The sequence below is a fragment of the Bradyrhizobium barranii subsp. barranii genome (assembly GCF_017565645.3).
In the GTDB taxonomy this organism is placed as follows: Bacteria; Pseudomonadota; Alphaproteobacteria; order Rhizobiales; family Xanthobacteraceae; genus Bradyrhizobium; species Bradyrhizobium barranii.
Genome location: NZ_CP086136.1, coordinates 10,186,733 through 10,205,946 on the forward strand (window position 1 = coordinate 10,186,733; position 19,214 = coordinate 10,205,946).

The window sequence follows — 19,214 nt, forward strand, 5'->3', positions numbered from 1 at the left end:
CATGGGCGACATCGATCGGAATCCGCACGGGCCCGACTTTTTGGGTGGCTGCATCCACTATGAGACTACCGTTTGCGGATCGTGTACGTCTTTGTGAGCGTTTCTTTGAATATGAACCACCCTAGCCAAACTAAGAAAAATCCGAATGCCAGCATCAAGAGCAATTCGAGGTTCAAATTTGCTAGCCCGTAGGCCTCAGCGAGATAACAAGTGTCTCGAATGATTACCAACCCCATCAGAGCAATTGCGACCGCAACTACGTAGGGCATCAACGCACCCGATGTTTCTTGACCTTCGCGGCGAGGTCAGCGCGCATATATTGATAGACTTTCTTAATCATCCAGCGCTTTAGCTCCACGGTTTGCCGTCGCGGATATAGCGCGACGTGCGCTCAGCCCACAACATCGCGAGAAACATGGCTGTCGGCAGATCACGAGGCTCCTTGCCAGGCCCGATGCAGATACGCGGTCGGTCGGAACTGAGGCCCAACCGATGGGTCGCTTGCGCATCGCAGGCACGGCCGCCATAGCCCCGCTGTTGCTCGATGAAAATTTCGTAGCTTTCCGTAGTCCGCTCGAAACGGAACACGAAAAGATCGCCAGACACGCTTTGGTGGCTCAGTCGCCCGTTGCCGTGCTCAGGAACCTGCTGACGGATTAAAGCCAAGTTCGGGTTGTTGCCGCTGTATACATTCTTTAGTTCCACCGGCGTTGACACTGCTCTCTCCGGTGTCGATGCGACGGGCAGTTGCCTGCCCATCGCATCGCTCTGGTCGAGATCGATTACGCAATCAATGGAAAGTGTCAGGACCAATTGGTGATGGTTCCCAGACGGAAAGACGTTGAACTGTCGTTCCCATATTCTTCTCCTCATTGCCTGTCGCGCTCCTGGTTAGGGTGTTCCGAGCGCTGCACCGGAGGCTTCGCGCACGCGCTCGTGCCGCACACCGGGCACCGCCAACCGCTGGGAAGCGGCTCGCGGTAGGCTCGGATCGGAAAAATCTCTCCACTCGCGCCATGAATTCCATTCAAGCCAATCCAGCATGGCAACTGGGCGAAATGCTCGCCAATGGATGCAATGGATAACGTTGACCCAGCCCGGTAGTGGAGAAGCCCGAGCGCGACCCACGCCGCCTTGACATTCAAGGTCTCAGGAACGATGCGGTGACTATTGAAAAATGGCGGCGATTGATGTCCGGCCCCATGACGATCGCACGCGCTCTTGAGGAGGCACCGCACGCAACCAAGACCCGGAGCGTTCCGCAAAGTCCCCGCGATAACATATTGTCGGTTGTCGCCTTCCGTCCTGATGTGCAACGCATCGATGCCGAGCTGAAAGGCCGCTCGGCTTAATCGCATTGCCGCAGACAGGCTGTCTGTTCCGTCGATGATGAGATCGGCATTTCGAAGGACGGCATTGAGGTCTTCAAGTTCATTGTCGCGACAGGCGAACGTCTGGACTTGGACTTCGGGATTGATGCGTCTGACACGATCGGCCGCGACATCCCCTTTTAGTCGTCCGATGTCATCGCACGCGAAGCCGGACTGGCCAATATTTTCGCGCTCGACGGTGCCGCCATCGACAAGGACGAAATGACCGATTCCGCTTGAGGCGAGATATTCTATCTTGCTCAAGCTCCTTCCGGTACCGAGAAAGGCGATGGTTGTCCCGGAGAGAAGCCGGGTGCAAAGCTGTCCCCGTTGCCGATCAGCGAGCGTACTCTTCACAGTCTTACTCCCTGGATGGGGCAAGGATTGAATCACGGCTGGTCGTCGTTGAGAACCGACCGTGAACGCGACATTTTGACTCACGAGCAGCGAGCGGCTATGTCGCCTGTCGATCACCATTGATTGAGTAAAAAAACATCAACGCCAAAGCCGCCGCATCAAAAAGTCCCATGCGCGCGTCCTCGCTCATCCATGGCTTCCGCGGCGGCGGAACGTACCGCTCGAACGCCGGAATCCTTTTTGCGATCACTTCCGCGAGGCTCTGCTTGTTCACGCAACCAAGGCAATCGAAAGCAGCTCGTACCTGATCACGCGAATATGCGTACACGGGAATGCCACGACTCTTCGCCAGCTCGGCGATTGCCGCGTTGAGGTAGGTGATCCGCGGCGCACGCCGTGTACCCTCCGGCGACGTGTCTTGAAGGACCAGAATGTCCGGCAGATAGCGATCGAACTTCTTGCTGATATGCGTGACGCATCGCCCATGCTTTCGAGGACCGCGGATTTCCCGCATACCCCAATCGAACGGAGACAAATGGCCTTCAAACAGAACGAACCCAAAGCCGCGCGTGTTCAAATAGATGGCGAGCACGAGTGCGTACCGGCGAAGTCCATTCATACACTTGAATCGAGGGGCTTTGTTTCCGATCGCTGAAACAGTTGTTCAAGAAAGTCCAACTTGATGCGTGTCGTCTTGGACGAATCGCCCTGAAGCTCTTCATAGAGTTCATTAGCACGTCGAAGCACGGCCTCGTGTAGCTCTGACATGAGGCCCGGAAATAACTGCAAGGGGGACATATTGAAGACCAGCGCGCATATGAATACCGCATCAATGTTCGGCTTTCGCTTCAACCCTTCAATTCGCGTGACGGCGGTTCTCTTTATACCGATCAAAAAGGCCAGCTCCTCCTGAGTGAATCCCCAGCGGCGGCGAAGCGGACGAAGGTATGATCTGCGAGGGTGGTGCATATATAGTGATACGGCCAGCCATTAAGATGACAGGCATGCACACTATAATCGCCTATGGTACGATCCCGTTCGAGACACGAAAAAGTGCCCGCGTGGAACGAATGAGACGCAGAATACGCGGCGCGCCCTTTCCTCTCGTGACTTTGGGAAGCATGCACAATGTCGCATGAAGAGAAGGTGGACGTGGGGACATGGGGGCGTGGCGGGCCCTGCGCACCCTAGAATTGTACGTACTCGCACTTGAGCATTCCCTCGCCCTGTCTCGTTGTGGAGGCGTGCTACAAAGTCCCCTTAGTCCCCACGCCCCCCTCTGCTGCCGAGACATCGGTGATGATATTAACGCCGTATCGGCCGCACAGCACCTCTACTTTTTGCCTCTCATTCATGGGAATTACATACACGCCGTGGCTCTTGTAGGTTTGCAGGTTGAGTTTCTTTCTCAAAACGCTGCCAATCCATCGATTCGTGATCGGGCGCTCGTACTCGGCGCCGTATCGCTCGATGAGCCCCATGGTCACATCGGCAACGGGAACAATCGGGCGGTCTGTCGTGATCATCAACTCCGCAAGAACTTCCAACACTTGGGCTTCCATGAGGAGGCCACGTTCCGCAACGATCGACGCCTGAGCGTTATGAGCAGCGTTCCGAAGTGCGGCGCGCAGCTCCGGGTTGCCAATGACGCTGAGCTGTGTTTCGGCATGGAATAAGGACCCCGTTTTCGGGGTGATCGGCATCCAATCGGGACCCCGGGATAAGGGTCCACAGTGGCTTCCATCGAGTCATGGAAGCCGAGGTTGGGATGCTGGTGGTGGAGACGATTGGTAAGATCCGTCGCGCCTACTTTGTTGATGGTCGTCCGATCAAGGCGATCTGCCGAGAACTTGGCGTATCGCGGAAGGTGGTTCGCAAGGTCATTCGTTCTCAAGCGACGGAGTTCCGGTACGAGCGCGAGACGCAGCCGCTCCCGAAGATGGGTGCCTGGAGTGCCGAGCTTGATCGGTTGCTGGCAGGGAATGAGAGCAAGGCGGCGCGGGAACGGCTGACGCTGATCCGGCTATTCGAGGAGCTTCGCGGCCTGGGTTATGCCGGCGGCTATGATGCGGTTCGTCGATACGCACGACGGTGGAGCAAGGAACGCGGCACCTCGACAGCGTCGGCTTATGTGCCGCTGAGCTTTGCACCCGGCGAAGCCTACCAGTTCGACTGGAGCCACGAGGTCGTCCTGCTGAGCGGCACCACGGTGATGGTGAAGGCTGCTCATGTCCGGCTCTGTCACAGCCGCATGCTGTTCGTGCGGGCCTATCCGCGGGAGACGCAGGAGATGGTGTTCGACGCCCACGACCGGGCATTCGCCTTGTTCAAAGGCACCTGCACCCGCGGCATCTACGACAACATGAAGACCGCGGTGGAGACGATCTTTGTCGGTAAAGGCCGTCTCTACAATCGCCGCTTCCTGCAGATGTGCAGCCACTATCTGGTCGATCCGGTCGCCTGTACGCCAGCGTCGGGCTGGGAGAAGGGGCAAGTCGAGAACCAGGTCGGGCTGGTCCGGGAACGCTTCTTCACGCCGCGGCTGCGGTTCAAAACCCTCGACGAGTTAAACGCCTGGCTGCTCGACAAATGCATCGCCTACGCCAAGGCTCATCGCCATCCGGAGCTGACCGATCAGACGATCTGGGACGTGTTCGAAGCCGAACGCCCCAAACTCGTTCCCTATGCCGGCCGCTTCGACGGCTTCCATGCGGTGACGGCATCGGTCTCGAAGACCTGCCTGGTGCGCTTCGACAACAACAAGTACTCGGTCGCAGCCAGCGCAGTCGGACGACCGGTCGAGGTTCAAGCCTATGCCGATCGCATCGTGATCCGTCAGGATGGACGTATCGTTGCCGAGCACCCGCGATCATTCGGTCGCGGCGAGACGGTCTACGACCCTTGGCACTATGTGCCCGTGCTGGTGCGCAAGCCCGGTGCCTTGCGTAATGGCGCTCCCTTCAAGGACTGGGTGCTGCCCGCAGCGATTGAGCGTGTACGGCGCAAACTCGCCGGTGCCGACGATGGCAATCGACAGATGGTCGACATCCTCAATGCGGTGCTGACAGACGGATTGCCCGCGGTGGAAGCCGCCTGCGCCGAGGCGGTCGCTCATGGCGTTCATTCCGCCGATGTCGTTCTCAATATCCTGGCCCGTCAACGTGAACCCGCCCCACCGGCCAACATCATGACGCCGGCCGCACTGACGCTCCGTCATGCACCGATCGCCGATTGTGCCCGCTACGACAACCTCCGGAGGACCATCTGATGGAACGAACCCAAATCTTCGACCTCATGGGCGAACTCAAGCTCTACGGCATGAAGGCTGCCTTCGACGAGATCATGGCAACTGCCGTTAAGCGCCAGCACGAACCTCAGCGCATTGTCGGCGACCTGCTCAACGCCGAGATCAACGAGAAGCAAGCCAGGTCGATCAAATACCAGCTCACCATTGCCAAGCTGCCGCTCGCCAAGGACATCGCCGACTTCCAGTTCGACGGCACGCCGATCAATCAGACTCTCGTCAATGATCTCGCTGACGGCGGCTTCATCGCCCAACAACGCAACGTCGTGCTGGTTGGCGGCACCGGTACAGGCAAAACACACCTGGCCATTGCCGTCGCCAGAAGTTGCATCCGCAATGGCGCTAGAGGACGCTTCTACAACGTCGTCGACCTCGTCAACCGGCTCGAGACCGAAACCCGCAACGGTCGGCAGGGACGGCTCGCCGAGCATCTGACCCGCATGGACTTCATCGTCCTCGACGAGCTGGGCTATCTGCCGTTCGCGCAATCCGGCGGTCAGCTCTTGTTCCATCTCATCAGTCGGCTCTACGAGCGCACCTCAGTCATTGTCACCACAAATCTTGCGTTCGGCGAATGGCCGAGCGTGTTCGGCGATGCCAAAATGACCACCGCGCTACTCGACCGATTGACCCATCACTGCGACATCGTCGAGACCGGCAACGACAGCTGGCGATTCAAAAGCCGCGACGATGTTCAAACAACCCGCGCTCGCGCCGTCTCCGCAACCCCGACCAGCTCCGACGACCCGAGCGCTACCAGCAGAGCACGCCGATCAAAGGGGTCCCTTTTGGAGGCCGATAGGGGGCGCATTGCCTCACCCAGAATGTTACTGGACAACTTCTCGCCGATGATTGGGTCGGTGCCATCGAATTGGTTCGGTGGCGTCTATGGCGGGAAAGATCAGCATGGGCGCGCGGCGCGAGGTGGTGTCGGTGGTAACGGAGCGTTACCGATCGGCCAAACGAGCGGAGAAGGGACGGATCCTCGACGAGCTGTGCGCGACGACTGGCTGGCATCGCAAGCATGCGGTGCGCGCGCTCAGGCGACGCGAGGCGGTTGGACCGGGCGAGGTCGAGGCAACAAGAAAGCGAAGACGCAGATATGGCGCGACGATCAAGGACGCGCTGACTGCGCTGTGGGAGGCGTCGGATCGGGTGTGCGGCAAGCGGCTCAAGGTGATGATCCCGACCTTGCTGCCTGCCCTTGAGCGACATGGCCGATTGCAGCTTGGCCAGTCGGACCGTGACCGTGTTCTGGCTATCAGCGCCGCCACCATCGATCGCCTGCTCGTCGATGTGAAGATCGCGGCGAGCGGCGGCAGGCGGCGCCGTGCCGGGTTCCATTCGGCAATCCGGCGCGAGGTCCCGATCCGCACCTTCAATGACTGGAACAGCCCGCCGCCGGGCTTCTGCGAGGTCGACATGGTAGCCCATGGCGGCACGTCGGAGGCTGGCTCGTTCATCCAGACCCTGACGATGGTCGATATCGCCACGGGCTGGACGGAGTGCCTGCCGTTGCTGACGCGGGATGGCTCGCTGGTTGCCGAGGCGATCAACCGCGCACAGAGCCTGTTCCCCTGGCTCTTGCGCGGCGTGGACTTCGACAACGACAGCGCCTTCATGAACGATGTCGTCGTGCCATGGTGTCGCCAACAGAAGCTCGAGGTGACGCGCTCGCGTGCCTATAAGAAGAACGATCAGGCGTTCGTCGAGCAGAAGAATGGTGCCGTCGTCCGCCGCCTCATGGGCTATGGCCGCTTCGATGGCGTCGAGACGGCGCGTATGATGGGCCGCCTTTATGCTGCGGCACGGCTCTACGTCAACTTCTTCCAGCCGTCGTTCAAGCTGAAGGAGAAGCGTCGCGAAGGGGCTAAAGTGATCAAGCGTTATCATGCTCCGTTGACGCCCTATCAGCGCGCGCTGGCCCATCCCAAGGTGACCGCGGCTGTAAAGCGGCGGCTACGCGATCAGTATCGCTCGCTCGATCCGGTCGCGCTGTTGGCCGAGATTCGCGCAACCCAGGACGAACTCGGCAATCGCGTCGATCGTCGTGCCGGACAGGCGCGCTGCCTGCAACGCGCTTGCACGAGCACCGCGCCGGCGACCGCGGCGACGTTTGCGAAGACGCTCGGCAAGACGGTGACGGCCGGCGAGCCGCGTGCCACGCACCGGCGAAGCCGTCGGCCCTATAAGACCAGGGTTCGCATGCCGTCCAAGCTCGACCCGCATCTTGCTGCGATCGAAGTCTGGCTCGCAGAGCAGCCGCAGCTGACTGCACTCGCCATCGTCGGCCGGCTGAGCGAGAAACACCCCGAGGAGTTCGGGACGAGACAGCATTCGATCGTGCAGCGTCTGCTGAGGGCGCTTAGACGGAGGGCTGCCGAGCAGTTGGTCGCGGAGGAGTCGCTCGGCGACGCCACCACCGCTGCCCCATTGTCCGGGGTTGTGGACGGCTCGGGCTATGTAGGGCCCGACCCGCCCACAGCCCCTCCCACCGAGCAAGCTTGGAAAGCAACCTGGCGCGGCCAATCAGTCGACATCGCATCGACCGCTGCAACGGCGCCATCAGGGTAACATTCGCAGATGCGGCAATACGGGGGGTCCCAGTCAAACGCCGATTGACATTACGTTGCGCCGGCGGAGCTCTTTATCGATGTAGCTCCAGTCGGGCACCGGCCGCTGCGGGCTCTGAGACGCCGGTCGTGGGGCCGGGAAAAGCAAAAGCTCCAGGTCTTCATCGGTCATTCCCTCCGGAAGCGGCCAGCTCAACCCAGCAGAGCGGGCGCGGCTCAGGTAGCTGTGCACAACGCCGTTGCTGACGCCCACGCTCCGCGCGATGGCCCGCTCTGGCAGGCCTTGAAAATGTTTTAACCGAAGGACTTCCTTGATCCGGCGCATCGACAATCTCTGGGTAGGCATTGGACTTCCTCGTTAACCACGAGGTCATCCCTAAGCCGGTTGAGTTGTCGGCCGAAGCGCTGCAAGGCTCCGAAAGCCTTGCTCACGATCCCGCGAAATCGTTGCTCACGATCGTCTGAAATCTCTGCTCACGATCCCCTGAAATCCGCGCTCACGATCCCGCGAAACGCGCAATTGCGAGAAGATCACCCAGCCGCCGGCGCCGTTCCATGCCACGCCGCGCGGCTTCATCGGCCCGCAATTGCTGGCGACGATTCTGTTCGACAAGTTCGGCATGCATATCCCGCTCAACCGCCAGAGTGCGCGCTTCAAGTGCGAGAGGATCGACCTGCCGTTGTCGACGCTGGCCGACCAAGTCGGCCACGGGACCTTCGCCGTCATGCCGCTCTTCCACCTGATCGAGCGTCATGTGCTCGCGGCCGAGCGCCTGCATGGCGACGACACCACCATCCGCATCCTGGCCAAAGGTAAGTGCGTGACCGGGCGCATCTGGACCTATGTCCGCGATGACCGCCCCTTCGCCGGACCTGCGCCGCCGGCGGCGGTCTATTACGCCTCGCGCGACCGACGCGGCCACCATCCGCAGAAGCATCTGGCCGCCTTCACCGGCATCCTGCAAGCCGACTGCTACAATGGCTTCGAGCCGCTGTTCGACCCGCAGAAGAAGGTGCTGCCGATCACGCCGGCGTTTTGCTTTGCCCATGCGCGGCGGGGCTTCTTCGAACTGGCTGACATCGAGAAAACCGCCCGGGAAGGCCAGAAAGGCAAACCGGTCTCCCCGATCGCGTTGGAGGCGGTCAGGCGCCTGGATGCGCTGTTCGAGATCGAGCGCGCCATCAACGGCCGCAGCGCGGACGAGCGGCGCGCCGTGCGCCAGGAGAAGAGCAAACCGCTTCTCGACGACATGCACGCCTGGTTGCTGCGTGAGCGCGAAACCCTCTCGCGCTCTTCCGTGGTCCTGAAGCCCATGAACTACATGCTCAGGCGCTGGGACGACTTCGCCCGCTTCCTCGACGATGGCAGGATCTGCCTCAGCAACAACGCGGCCGAAAGAGCGTTGCGGGGCATCGCATTGGGAAGGCGCAACTGGACCTTCGCCGGCTCCCAACGCGGCGCCGACCGCGCCGCCGTCATGCTCACCCTCATCACCTCCGCACGCCTCAACGACATCGACCCGAAAGCCTGGCTCGCCGACGTCCTCGCTCGCATCGCCGATCTTCCCGCCTCGCGTCTGCACGAACTGCTGCCCTGGGAATGGAAGCGCCTGCGCCAAGCCGACATGCCCGCCGATCAGCAGGCCGCCCGAACCTCTCGTGCCACATCATAAACCCGCCAGCGCTCGCGCGCCCGCGACCATCCCGCGGCCTTGCCCGTGTGCGTACGATCTTGCGGCGGATATCGCGGATGATCCGGCCCAGCCGGCTGCGCAGGATGCGCAACTGCCGCTGATGCCGCTTGAATGTACGCATCCGACGGGGCTTACGATTACCCACATTTTTTGAGGTGCAGGGAGTCGAAAAACTTGAGTCGCCAGAATCGCTTGTGATTCTTTGATGGGCACCTGATTCGAGAAGAGGTGCTCTATGGGACTGACTTCACGCGCCCGGGACGGCCTTCTGCTATCCGTTTTGCTCATCGAAGATGAATTGCACCTTCCCCTTGTATCCAATCGACATTCTGGAAACGACTTCGTTGACCATGAAGGATACGGATACCTTCGGCGGGCGCGGCCCAGCCGGCCAATACCAACACGGGGTCCTCGCCTACCGCGCTGTCGTCCACGTACAACCTTGAAGAGGTCCATGCTCGCCTCTGTCAGATTCGCACGTCAGGTGATATTAGCGAGTCCTTCAACCATTGGGCAATATTCATGAACCCGATCAGAAGGTTTGGCGCTACCTCAGCCTCTCCCGCTTCATCTGGCTTCTCCAAAACCGGGAGCTCTGGCTTTCCCGCGTCGGCCTGCTTGAAAACCCTTGGGAGTGCGCAATCACGGCCGAAGAAGTGAGCTATCTCACCGCGCGTGCCCCCGTCCCAAACACGGAATTGCACACGTCCGCCGATTGCCGACGCCGGAGCTCGATCCTCTGGATGTGGCGACCGATCAGGTGATCGCAGCATGCGATGGCGACGTCCGTGCGGCCGTCCGGACCTTGATCGTCGCAAACGGCCTCTTGGAGGCCGAGCTCAGTGATGTCTATGCCGCAACCTCAAAGGGATACGCGCGCGGTGTTAGGAGGCGTGACCAAGACTAGGCGAACCAAATAAATAGACGACGAAACCAAGAGCTGCGCCACGCGAGCAAAAATAGGCACTCCGGCCATCCGAAGCGCACGAACTTCGGACGCGCCCAGCTTTTTCGTGGATCGTTCGAGCTGCATGGCGTGTACGGAAAGCAAGGAGTCAAACCTCCTACCCCAAATAATCTTTCTTGAGCCCTTTCAAATCTCCCAACGCCACTTTGAGTTGGCTGCTTGACGGAGGCGTGTCGTCATGTGGGCCCGGCGTCACATAGTTGTACGCCGCCGTCAGCTTGCCTTTGTGCGCAGGATTCCGCGTGAGCAGCGCAAGCGCTTGAGCGCTGAAATCTCCATAGTTCTTTCCGTCATAATCAGTGATCATCGCAGTATTGTCGCCGTTGGCATGCCGCGACTTCACGAGAAGCTCCTTGCAGAAACGCTCGATTGTTCGGCGCAATCTGGTTGCGCCCTCCTTCCGCTGGTCGCCGTCGTGAGAAAGGATGAACGGCTTCGCCTGTACCAGCATGGTTGCCAAATCATCATCCTGGCTTCGTACTTCCGTCCCGGCGACCGCATTGTCGCGCACCAATTGGAACTGAGCCGCGCCGCGATGACGCCACCGGTGACCGATATCCTTCCACGTCGAGTAATCCTGGGTAAGTACGATGACCTGAATGCCGGCATCCAACAGTGCCTCAATCACACTTGAAGCGAAATTTGGCCGGAAGTCGTCGTCGCTCGTGAGGACCGGATCGTCCAGCAGGACGAATCCCGCCCCGCTATCGATCGCACGGGCCAAGAACAACGAAAGACCTAAGCAGTGCAGTTGCGACTGGCTGAACACCGCTACCGCGTCCCGGATCTGCGGGTTGCTGCGGTCATCATTCGCGGACAACGCGACCTTGAGATCGATGGTACGACGGGCTTTAGCGCTCCGCCTACGCACCGAACTGAAGAATGTCGACTCGCCAGGGCGGAGCCTCTCCCACCAATCCAAAACGTCATCGCTCAGATCGCCGAATTTCTCATCCGCGACTTTTCCGTTCGCGACGTCGATTTCTTTTACCGCCCGCCCAATGGCCGCAACTTTTTCCGCATGCAATCGAAAGAGCTGTAGGGCTTTGAACAACCGTGCGGGATCGGCCGCAACGATCAGTAGCTCTTCCCAGCCTCTCGTTTGAGCACTTTGATCAACCGCCGGTTTTATTGCTTGCGCGAGCGGTTGAGCAGCGGCTGCGTACTCTGCGTGAACGGCATCAAGATCCGCATGCATCTGTTCAAAACGACTAAGCCTGTCCACAAGCGAATTCGTGTTTTTCCAACCGCCAAGATCGGCGAGAGCCGCTTTGATGCACTCGCGAATGACTTCGCAGGCGCGCAGAAACTTCTGGGTCTCCCGCCAGAGCTTGCCTGAGGCGAGCAGCCACGCTTTCGTCCCGATCGGATTTGCTGCTAGCGCTGTGATGCGGTCGACGCGAAAGCCCTGCTGCCGACGCTCCGCGCCAGTTATCTGCATGAATTTCGGTTTAGCCTGTTCCGCCCCTCGAATAAGGACTTGTACCTTCGTGTCCATGAAGGTGAGCCCCGTGGACAACGTGCGTTCAGCGTCCTGATAGTTCTGGTTTGCTTCAACCTGCTTCCGAATGTGAGTGACTCGTTCTGGCGTCAGGCTTACGGGCGAGCCGCACAGTGGACAATCCATTGGAGCCTTGCAATCGTGAACGGCCGGGACTGCCAACGCGCTTTCAAAGAGAGCCACGAGGCGACGCGTTTCCTCTGTGACAGCATCGCGCTCTTTTTGAAAGGCTTCGATTTTCTCAGCGAGCTGCCCATCAAGACGATCGATCGCTGGAAACGGCTTGCGCGTGAACAGGTCAAGTGGGAACTCGAGCTTGCGACGGTTCTCCAAAGCCTCCGCAAGCTGGTTGATGCGTTCAACTCGAGAAGGCGCCGCAGCAACCCCTATCGAGGTAAGTAATGTTTCGACTGACGCTGCAAGCGACCGTTCAAGTTCGATCAGTGTTGGTGCGCCCTGCAACGCCCTTACGTCGTTCGCAAGACCCCCAATATTGCCGAGGGTATCGAGCTCGGCGATCACGGTCATATCTGGCGGATCAAGTTCGGCGGAAAGGCAGGCGACTGCCGAACGGAAGTCCTCCAGATCTTGCGTATCGAGGACGGCCCGGAAATAAGCAGCGCGGTCCGTTGGCGATGCCGTAAAGACGTAGCCGAGCGTATGTTGTGCAAGTACTGGCGCCCGCAGCGGCGGGTGCTGAAGCCGGATGCCTATCTGATCCTCGATGTCGGCTTCCGTACAGGGCTTTCCATCAATCTCAAGCCTGCTGGTACATGCCGCGTTGCCATCATAGTCACTCGCCAATGTGCGCCGGAGCTTCCGGATTTTGCCATCCGCACACGTGAACTCCGCTCCGACGTAGAGAGGTACGCTCGGCGGTATGTGCGCGTTGCGGAGCGCTTGTGAAAATTCGTCCTTTGCGCTGGCAAGGAGGTCGCGTCGCGCGATGTGGCCTGTCAGAAGGAACTCTATGGCTTCGGCAAGGCTCGTTTTGCCTTGGCTGTTGCCACCCCATATCGCGGCCACGGTATCGGGCAACGTGATTGACTGAGGACTGGTGCCGAATCCCCGAAAGCCTTGAATTTCAATTCTTCTAATCCGCTGCGTCATTGCCAGATTTCTTAATTGTAAAGCGCTCGTCGACAACCTGCCGCAGCCGGGCCTTCGCGCCCTGTTGATCGCCTGTCGCCCAGACATCAAGCAGGGCCCGCGCCAGTCCATCTGGTTTTAGATGAGTGCGCAGACGTTCTACGTTGGACTGCGCGGGCCCGTTTTCTGACCCGGCTTGATCGTCAAGAATGTTTTCAGACATAATTCCTAAATATTTGAAGGATTGGTCCGCACTGCCAGACATGTCCGGAAGCTCTTGCAGCTTAGCAGGAACAACCGGAGCGGGAAAAGGAGCGGGAGCAGCACGCGGGCGATGGTGCGCTCATTCATCCACAGGTTAATGAGCGCTCGTACGCTCAGTTCTGGAACTTTGCCAGGCAGCGCAACAAAAACCCCGCCATAAGCGAGGTGTGGACAAAAAGAAGTCCAAGGTAGATCCGCACTGTTCGGGCGCATGTCAGCATCACGCTGTCCGTCAGGCCTTCCGAAGGTCCCCACAACGGTGCTCCTCCTGCTGGAGCGTCCATCCGCTGCGTCTAGCCCGTCCTATTCGTGAGAGTGCGGCTTTTGGGCCCGATTGATGCGGCCGCACATCTGCTCTGACGAGGCGCACAGGATTGCGTTCGGCTTTTCACCGCCTGACGACCGGTACTTTGCAACGCGCTTGAGGTATAGGTTGGACGAACGGGGGCGCACGCCCCTCCGGTCAAGGGTCAAGGACCGAGCGGCAGCAGCGCGCCTGGCAAGCAGCGGATCAGGTCGGCTTCCGGACAGGCCGCAGCAAACGCAAGGCGAATGCGGCTCGTGGTCTCGACCACACGGGCAGCGATTTTCAAGAGACGAAGACGCAGCGTCGCGAACTCGGCTGTGGCTGACCTGCCCCTGAGTATTTCCTCCAGAAGGAGTTAGAGTCCGGCCTGAAGTGCAGCGAGACCGAACTTTGGACCACCCGGAACTAGAGTTTTGCGCCTCGGTCACGTTGGCGGGCTGGTTACGCCGACGTGGTTTTGCAGCAAAATCGGCGGTTGATTGCCGATCGACCCATGGGGCCGTTCTTCATTATAATATCTGCGCCAAGTCTCCACTTTTTCCTCGGCATCCGCAAGGGATAGGAACCAGTGGGCGTTGAGGCATTCGGCCCGGAAGCGGCCGTTGAAGGCCTCGATAAACGCGTTGTCGGTCGGCTTACCGGGCCTGGAGAAGTCCAGCGTGACACCGCGCTGGTAGGCCCACAGGTCCAGATCGCGCGACACGAACTCGCTGCCTTGATCGACGCGGATCGTTGCCGGGAATCCCACTTCCTTGCAGGCCCTTTCCAGTATCGCCACGACGTCGCTGCCGCGGAAGGTGAACCGTGGCTGCAGCACCGGTGAGAAGCGGGAGAAAATATCGACGATCGTGAGCACGCGCAGCTTATGTCCCGTCGCCAACTGATCGTGGACAAAATCCGTCGCCCAGGTCTCGTTCGATCGTGTCGCCGGCCTGCGGTCGTCGCGCAGCTTGGCCTTGACCCGGCGCTTGGGCGTTTTGTTGCGCAATTGCAAGCCCAATTCGCGATAGATGCGCCGTGTCTTGTTCTGGCCATGGCGCCAGCCATCACGGCGGAGCAGAACGTGAACACGACGATAACCGTAGCGGATACGAACATGGCAGATCTCCCTGATCTTCTGTTCGAGGGCAGCCTGGCCGGAGCGACGGGACTTGTAGTGGTAGGTCGAGCGGTCAAATTCGAGAGCGTCACAGGCCTTACGGATCGAGACCTGCCATTCGCTGCGGACCGCGTCGACCAGCTTGCGCTTCCGGCCAGGCTTCATAGCTTTCGGCGGATCACGTCCTGCAGCATCTCCTTGTCGAGCGAAAGATCGGCGACCAACTTCTTCAGCTTGCCGTTCTCCTCCTCGAGCTGCTTCAACCGCCGCATCTCGGTCGGCAGCAGCCCGTCATACTTCTTCTTCCAATTGAAGTAGGTCGCCTGGCTGATCCCGGCCTTACGGCAGATCTCCGCCACCGCAGCCCCGTCGCTGCCCTGCTTCAGGATGAACGCCTTCTGGGCGTCCGAAAATTTTGAGGCTTTCATCGTCGTCCGCTCCTCCCAGCCGAGGGGATTCGGCAGCGAAAACTCTAGCCAAAAATGGTCCAGTTTGCCGGCCTCAGATCAACCGGAAGAGGCGGACATACGGCCTTACGTTGAAGTACGGTTGAATGCGGGCTGAACGCGACTTGGGCGCTGTTGTTCAATCGCCGCAATCAGTCAACCGATAAGGCGAGTGCCGATCACGTGAATCTAAGTGATCCCCACTGCAGACAGGATCGCATGGGCGACTTGGGGGCCCTTTACGTCGCTATGGTTGCCGATGAACGCATCGGCCCGCAGGTTATGCACCTTCCTGGGCACGAATCGGTAGACACCGGAAGCGGGAAGCAGGGTTCCCTTGACCAACTCGACGGACTTCATCTTGACCGCGCCGTTTCGGCCGATTCCGCCATAGATGTCGTTTTCGTCGCCTAGCGCATTTGCGTTGTCGAATGACAGTCGTGAAGCTATCGCGTAGGCGATCCCGACAGCTTTGTCGTTGACTGTATGGGTCGCCAGGATCGGCCCTGCCACTTTCGATTGGCCGACAACCTTACGGAAGTAGCCGTCCTTTCCACCATCGAACCTTTCGCTGAATCCGTTATGAGAAAAAGCGCCTTGCAGCAGCGATAGGCTCGACGGCCGGATTGTCGTCGGGCCGTCCACCGCCGCGGTGACGACCCGCGCGCCGAAACTATGTCCGATCAGATGGATACGCAGATCGGGCCGCAAATTGCGAACGGACCCAAGCACGCCGTTGACCACCTTGCTGACTACGCCGGCGCGTTCCTTCATCTGATAATAAGTGGCGTAGTTCAGCAGCCGCCACGCCGCCGCTTTGATGCCGGTGAAAAAATCTTCGAATGACGCCACGCCACCAGCTTGTTCGTCTATACCGAGGGCTATGCCACCTCCACCTCGCGCTGGCGCCGGGAACGATGGTTTCGACAGGGCAGCAAGTAGTTGGCGGGGTTCTTGGGCGAAGAGCTGGTCGGACGCATCATCCGCAGCGTCGGTTGGCGCGTTTGGCACCAGTGAACGGATGATGTTCACGAACTCTTCCTGCTTGGTGACCTCGCTTTCGATGCCATCAATCAGCATTTTGGCGTGCTCGAGCAGCGCCTCATCGGGAACGTCGAAGGTGCCCTTCAACGAATCCAGCTTCCGCTTGACCGCCAACGAACTCAAGTGGGCACCGTCGTCAAGGCTCGCTGCTCCTCCTGACGGTATCAATTCGTTGTCCGCAAACTTTTTTGAGGGCCAGAAAATGCCGACGACGGCGAACTTTCTGTCTCTCAAGGCGGCGTGGCCAGGCATCAGCGCGGCGAGGTTCGCGAACAGCTCTTCGTAGAGCTCCTGCGCTTCGGCGCTGTCGTTATTCCAGCCATGGCTGATGACGAACAGATCCGTAAGCTGGGCGGCCCCGGAATTGCGCACGGAGTTCTCGATCGCGGCCTTTTGAGACGCGCTGAACTCCTGACCGTCCTTAGTGATCTCCAGCCTGAAGAATGGCATCCCCGCGATGATATCCATGGCTCATCTCCGAACGTAGTTCTAGACCGATTGGATCGCGCGCATGAGATCGACCAGGCCCCTACCCTGAAAGTAGACCGCTCGCTTCAGGTCCGTGGCAGTGGACATGAAAATTTCCTTCACCGCTTCGGGTTTGCCAATGAATTCGCGTCGCACCGACAGAAACGCCGCGATGATGCCGGAAACATGGGGCGCAGCCATGCTGGTGCCGCTGTCTTCCTTGTAGTAAGCGGTGACGTCAGCAGCTTGCGAGGGATCTGCGAGTTGCGAGGCCTCCGCGGCCGGTGCAGCGCTGCCCGACGCAAGATTTGCAGAGCCCGTGTAGCCGCTCCGGCACGAGATGATCTTCTCGCCTGGCGCCACCAAGTCGGGCTTTAGGCGGCCGTCGCCGGTCGGTCCTTTCGAGGAGAAATAAGACACCCCGTAGATGTGGGGCATCTCGCGATGCGTCGATCCGACCGTAATCGCCAGCTCCGCATTCCCGGGATCGTTGATCGTCACGTCCTGTCCGGCGGGGACCGCTCCGAGGGCCAGCGACTGGTTATACCCGTAGCCGGTATTGCCGGCCGCAACGACGACAATGACGCCGGAACGCACGAGCCGATCGACCTCCACACAGAGCGGACTCTGACCGCAGGCAAACCATTTCGGTTCGAAGTCGTAGCCGACGCTCATATTGACGCCATGGACGCGGATACGCCGGCCACCCCCATTGAGCTCCTGGATATATTCGATCGCTGCGATCATGTTGCTGGCGAGACCCTTGCCGCTATCGTCCAGCACTTTCAGGCTGAGTAGTTTACATTGCGGCGCCATGCCCGACATCACCGGGATGTCCGTCACCCTGTCGGGCACGACAGAACCAGTTTCGTTCCGGCGTTGAACAGTTGCGACAATTTTTTTCTTCCCCTTCTCGGCTCGAAACTCACCGGCGATGATGCCGGCAACGTGGGTTCCGTGTCCCTTCGTGTCCAGGCGCGCACTAGCCGCTAGTTCCGCGTCGCTGGCGCTTCCCATGGTGAAATCGCGGTGGGCAACCGGATCGCTTAAGTTAAGATTTTCGTGCTCCGCAAAATGCGGGTGCTCAGCGTCAATTCCGGTATCCAGGACTGCCCACACGATATCTTTTCCCGAGGTGCCAAAGGCATTGCGTGCCGCATCCGCCTTGACGGTGCTGATGGAGAGATTGGTGAAGGGACGAACCTCGTCGTCCTGCCAAATCCTGTAGAGCGGCGACTTGCTTAGCTTGCCGTCGGAAGTCCGCTTTTCCTCTCGCGATCTTTCGCTTTGCCGGACCAATGTCTGGATGTTGGCGGCGCTTAGCCGCCCAAAAAGATATTGCTGACTATACTTGCTCTTGGTGCCATCAATTCCCTGCCGCTTTCCTTTGCCTGACGCGGATTGTTCGGTGCGAGAGGAGGCCTGGCCGGCCGGTTGCGGATGGGAACGGAGCACGCCGGGCAGCGCGTCAATCCACTCCCAGAGCGTATAGCGGGCAGCGGACCTGCCGCCTGAATACTCGAGGTTGACGTCAATAATGATGTCGAACTCGTCCTCTGGCTTGGCATCGCGCACCTTTTCCAGAAGAGGCATTGCGATGATCGTGCGATCTAGCGTTCGCGGCGTGAACGGCTCCTTCTGCGGATCACTTTCAGGAAGATTGGACGGCGGCGGCACCGAGGACGGCGGGCTCGCCGCCGAGTCGGTGCCCTTACGAGGTTTTGGCTTTCTTTTCTTAGCCATGATGCTCCTCTAGCCCCGAATGATGGCGCGGAGAGGCAAGGCTGTCAATTTGCGGTTGTGCGGAATACCAGCCGGTCAAGGTGCGGCGAGATACCGCGTCACCGCAGCCCTTCCGAGGTCGTTGAGCTTAATCGGTGAGTTGAACTGACGTCGGATATGGGCCCTTTTCAACAAGTTTGAAACACAGCTCCGGATGGCCACGCTCAACCTTCTGCTTCATGCGATCGCCAATCTTTGCGAGACATCCAGCTCAACGGTGCTGACCTTTTTTGGTTTGACATGAGTTTGCCATGAGAATGGAACAGTCAACGTGCTGCGCCTTGTTTGGGTTCGTGGGACAAGCGGGCTGTTGAAAAAGGCGGTCGCCGCCGACCAGCGACTATAATTTATTAGCTGCGACGCGAAATTCGGAGATCGTGCGTGCGGCGGCGACTAGAAATGACGGCTTGACCAGCTCGGCTCGGAGCAGTGTCTCCCAGCGTTCCTGCCTTCACTAGTCCGCTGCACCTCCAGCCGCTTGATGACCCCCGATGACGGGTTGCCCAACATCGTCGCGTCCGAAATGTCCGAGTGCGAAATCCGTAGGGCCGAACGCGTCGAAGGCACCGATGCGGTTACAACGACGCGCTTATAGATCGGGCGCCTAGACCAGGTGATATTGGACGGGCAGCTAAGGCCCGGACCCGACGACGCCCAGCCCGCGGCGGGCGCGTCGCTCGGAACAACCGCCGCCCATCGTCGCGGCTTCTAGTCCGGCTGCGCGCGACTGGTGCGGGTCGTGGTTAGAGCGCGGCTATCCGACAAGCAGCCATAGCCCGAGGATCCAGGCGGCGGCCGTGGCCTGCGTGAGGGATGGCCTTGGCTAAGGGCGCTCCTTCACCTTTTGCGGAGAGCACAGTTCCGTACTGATCGATAACACTTTACTGCAGTGCAGTGCAGTCCGTGAGACAGAGCCAGTTTTGTGTTCCAATTGCGATAAATTTGTGTT

The 19,214-nt window shown here is 59.6% G+C and carries 11 protein-coding genes and 5 pseudogenes; 4 read left to right on the forward strand and 12 right to left on the reverse strand.

All coding sequences use genetic code 11. The annotated features are described in order from the left end of the window. Positions 1-348: 348 nt before the first annotated feature. The 5 genes from J4G43_RS49490 to J4G43_RS49505 form a co-directional block, all read right to left on the reverse strand. Entirely contained in the window at positions 349-813 is a 465-nt protein-coding gene (locus tag J4G43_RS49490; protein ID WP_225005612.1) for a hypothetical protein, read from the reverse strand. A gap of 56 nt (positions 814-869) precedes the next feature. Next, positions 870-1,634, reverse strand: coding sequence for a HesA/MoeB/ThiF family protein (locus J4G43_RS49495; protein WP_196238342.1), 765 nt, complete (start codon positions 1,632-1,634; stop codon positions 870-872). 190 nt (positions 1,635-1,824) lie between these two features. Then, positions 1,825-2,319, reverse strand: coding sequence for a hypothetical protein (locus tag J4G43_RS49500; RefSeq protein WP_208083423.1), 495 nt, complete (start codon positions 2,317-2,319; stop codon positions 1,825-1,827). A gap of 23 nt (positions 2,320-2,342) precedes the next feature. Further along, a complete protein-coding gene (locus J4G43_RS56305) occupies positions 2,343-2,696 on the reverse strand; it encodes a helix-turn-helix domain-containing protein (RefSeq protein WP_038945455.1) in 354 nt (117 codons plus the stop codon). Between the two features lie 278 nt (positions 2,697-2,974). Further along, positions 2,975-3,430: a hypothetical protein gene (locus J4G43_RS49505; RefSeq protein WP_208083424.1), complete on the reverse strand. Its 456-nt coding sequence runs from the start codon at positions 3,428-3,430 to the stop codon at positions 2,975-2,977. Positions 3,431-3,495: 65 nt separating this feature from the next. On the opposite strand from J4G43_RS49505, the pseudogene istA reads away from it, so the two are divergent. The 3 genes and pseudogenes from istA (at position 3,496) to J4G43_RS49520 (ending at position 7,605) form a co-directional block, all read left to right on the forward strand. Next, positions 3,496-5,086 (forward strand): annotated as a pseudogene (istA, locus tag J4G43_RS49510) (IS21 family transposase). Further along, positions 4,995-5,717, forward strand: a pseudogene (gene istB, locus J4G43_RS49515) (IS21-like element helper ATPase IstB); the annotation flags it as partial. The pseudogenes istA and istB, both read left to right, overlap by 92 nt. Positions 5,718-6,210: 493 nt before the next feature. Then, entirely contained in the window at positions 6,211-7,605 is a 1,395-nt protein-coding gene (locus J4G43_RS49520) for an integrase catalytic domain-containing protein (RefSeq protein ID WP_225005614.1), read from the forward strand. A 51-nt stretch (positions 7,606-7,656) separates the two neighbouring features. Here J4G43_RS49520 and J4G43_RS49525 read toward each other — a convergent pair. Further along, positions 7,657-7,950 (reverse strand): annotated as a pseudogene (locus tag J4G43_RS49525) (sigma factor-like helix-turn-helix DNA-binding protein); the annotation flags it as partial. A gap of 169 nt (positions 7,951-8,119) precedes the next feature. Between J4G43_RS49525 and tnpC the strand changes: the two are divergent. Continuing rightward, positions 8,120-9,277: pseudogene (tnpC, locus tag J4G43_RS49530) on the forward strand (IS66 family transposase); the annotation flags it as partial. Positions 9,278-10,362: 1,085 nt separating this feature from the next. On the opposite strand, the gene J4G43_RS49540 reads toward tnpC, so the two are convergent. The 6 genes and pseudogenes from J4G43_RS49540 to J4G43_RS49565 all read right to left on the reverse strand — a co-directional run bounded on the left by J4G43_RS49540 (position 10,363) and on the right by J4G43_RS49565 (position 18,226). Beyond that, positions 10,363-12,876, reverse strand: a complete 2,514-nt coding sequence (locus J4G43_RS49540) for an AAA family ATPase (protein ID WP_208083425.1) — start codon at positions 12,874-12,876, stop codon at positions 10,363-10,365. Further along, complete coding sequence (locus J4G43_RS49545) at positions 12,860-13,120, reverse strand: hypothetical protein (RefSeq protein ID WP_208083426.1); 261 nt, start codon at positions 13,118-13,120, stop codon at positions 12,860-12,862. Before J4G43_RS49545 ends, J4G43_RS49540 begins: the two co-directional genes overlap by 17 nt. Positions 13,121-13,589: 469 nt before the next feature. Next, positions 13,590-13,748: pseudogene (locus tag J4G43_RS49550) on the reverse strand (transposase); the annotation flags it as partial. A 102-nt stretch (positions 13,749-13,850) separates the two neighbouring features. Further along, positions 13,851-14,953, reverse strand: a protein-coding gene (locus tag J4G43_RS49555) for an IS3 family transposase (protein ID WP_208083427.1) whose coding sequence is annotated in 2 segments (ribosomal slippage) — positions 13,851-14,692 and positions 14,692-14,953 — 1,104 coding nt in all. Because the reading frame shifts where the segments join, the coding sequence is not laid out codon by codon here. 207 nt (positions 14,954-15,160) lie between these two features. Beyond that, the gene (locus tag J4G43_RS49560) at positions 15,161-16,483 is read right to left on the reverse strand and encodes a hypothetical protein (RefSeq protein ID WP_208083428.1); all 1,323 of its coding nucleotides are present in this window, start codon (positions 16,481-16,483) and stop codon (positions 15,161-15,163) included. A gap of 21 nt (positions 16,484-16,504) precedes the next feature. Next, entirely contained in the window at positions 16,505-18,226 is a 1,722-nt protein-coding gene (locus J4G43_RS49565) for a S8 family peptidase (RefSeq protein WP_208083429.1), read from the reverse strand. Positions 18,227-19,214 lie beyond the last annotated feature (988 nt).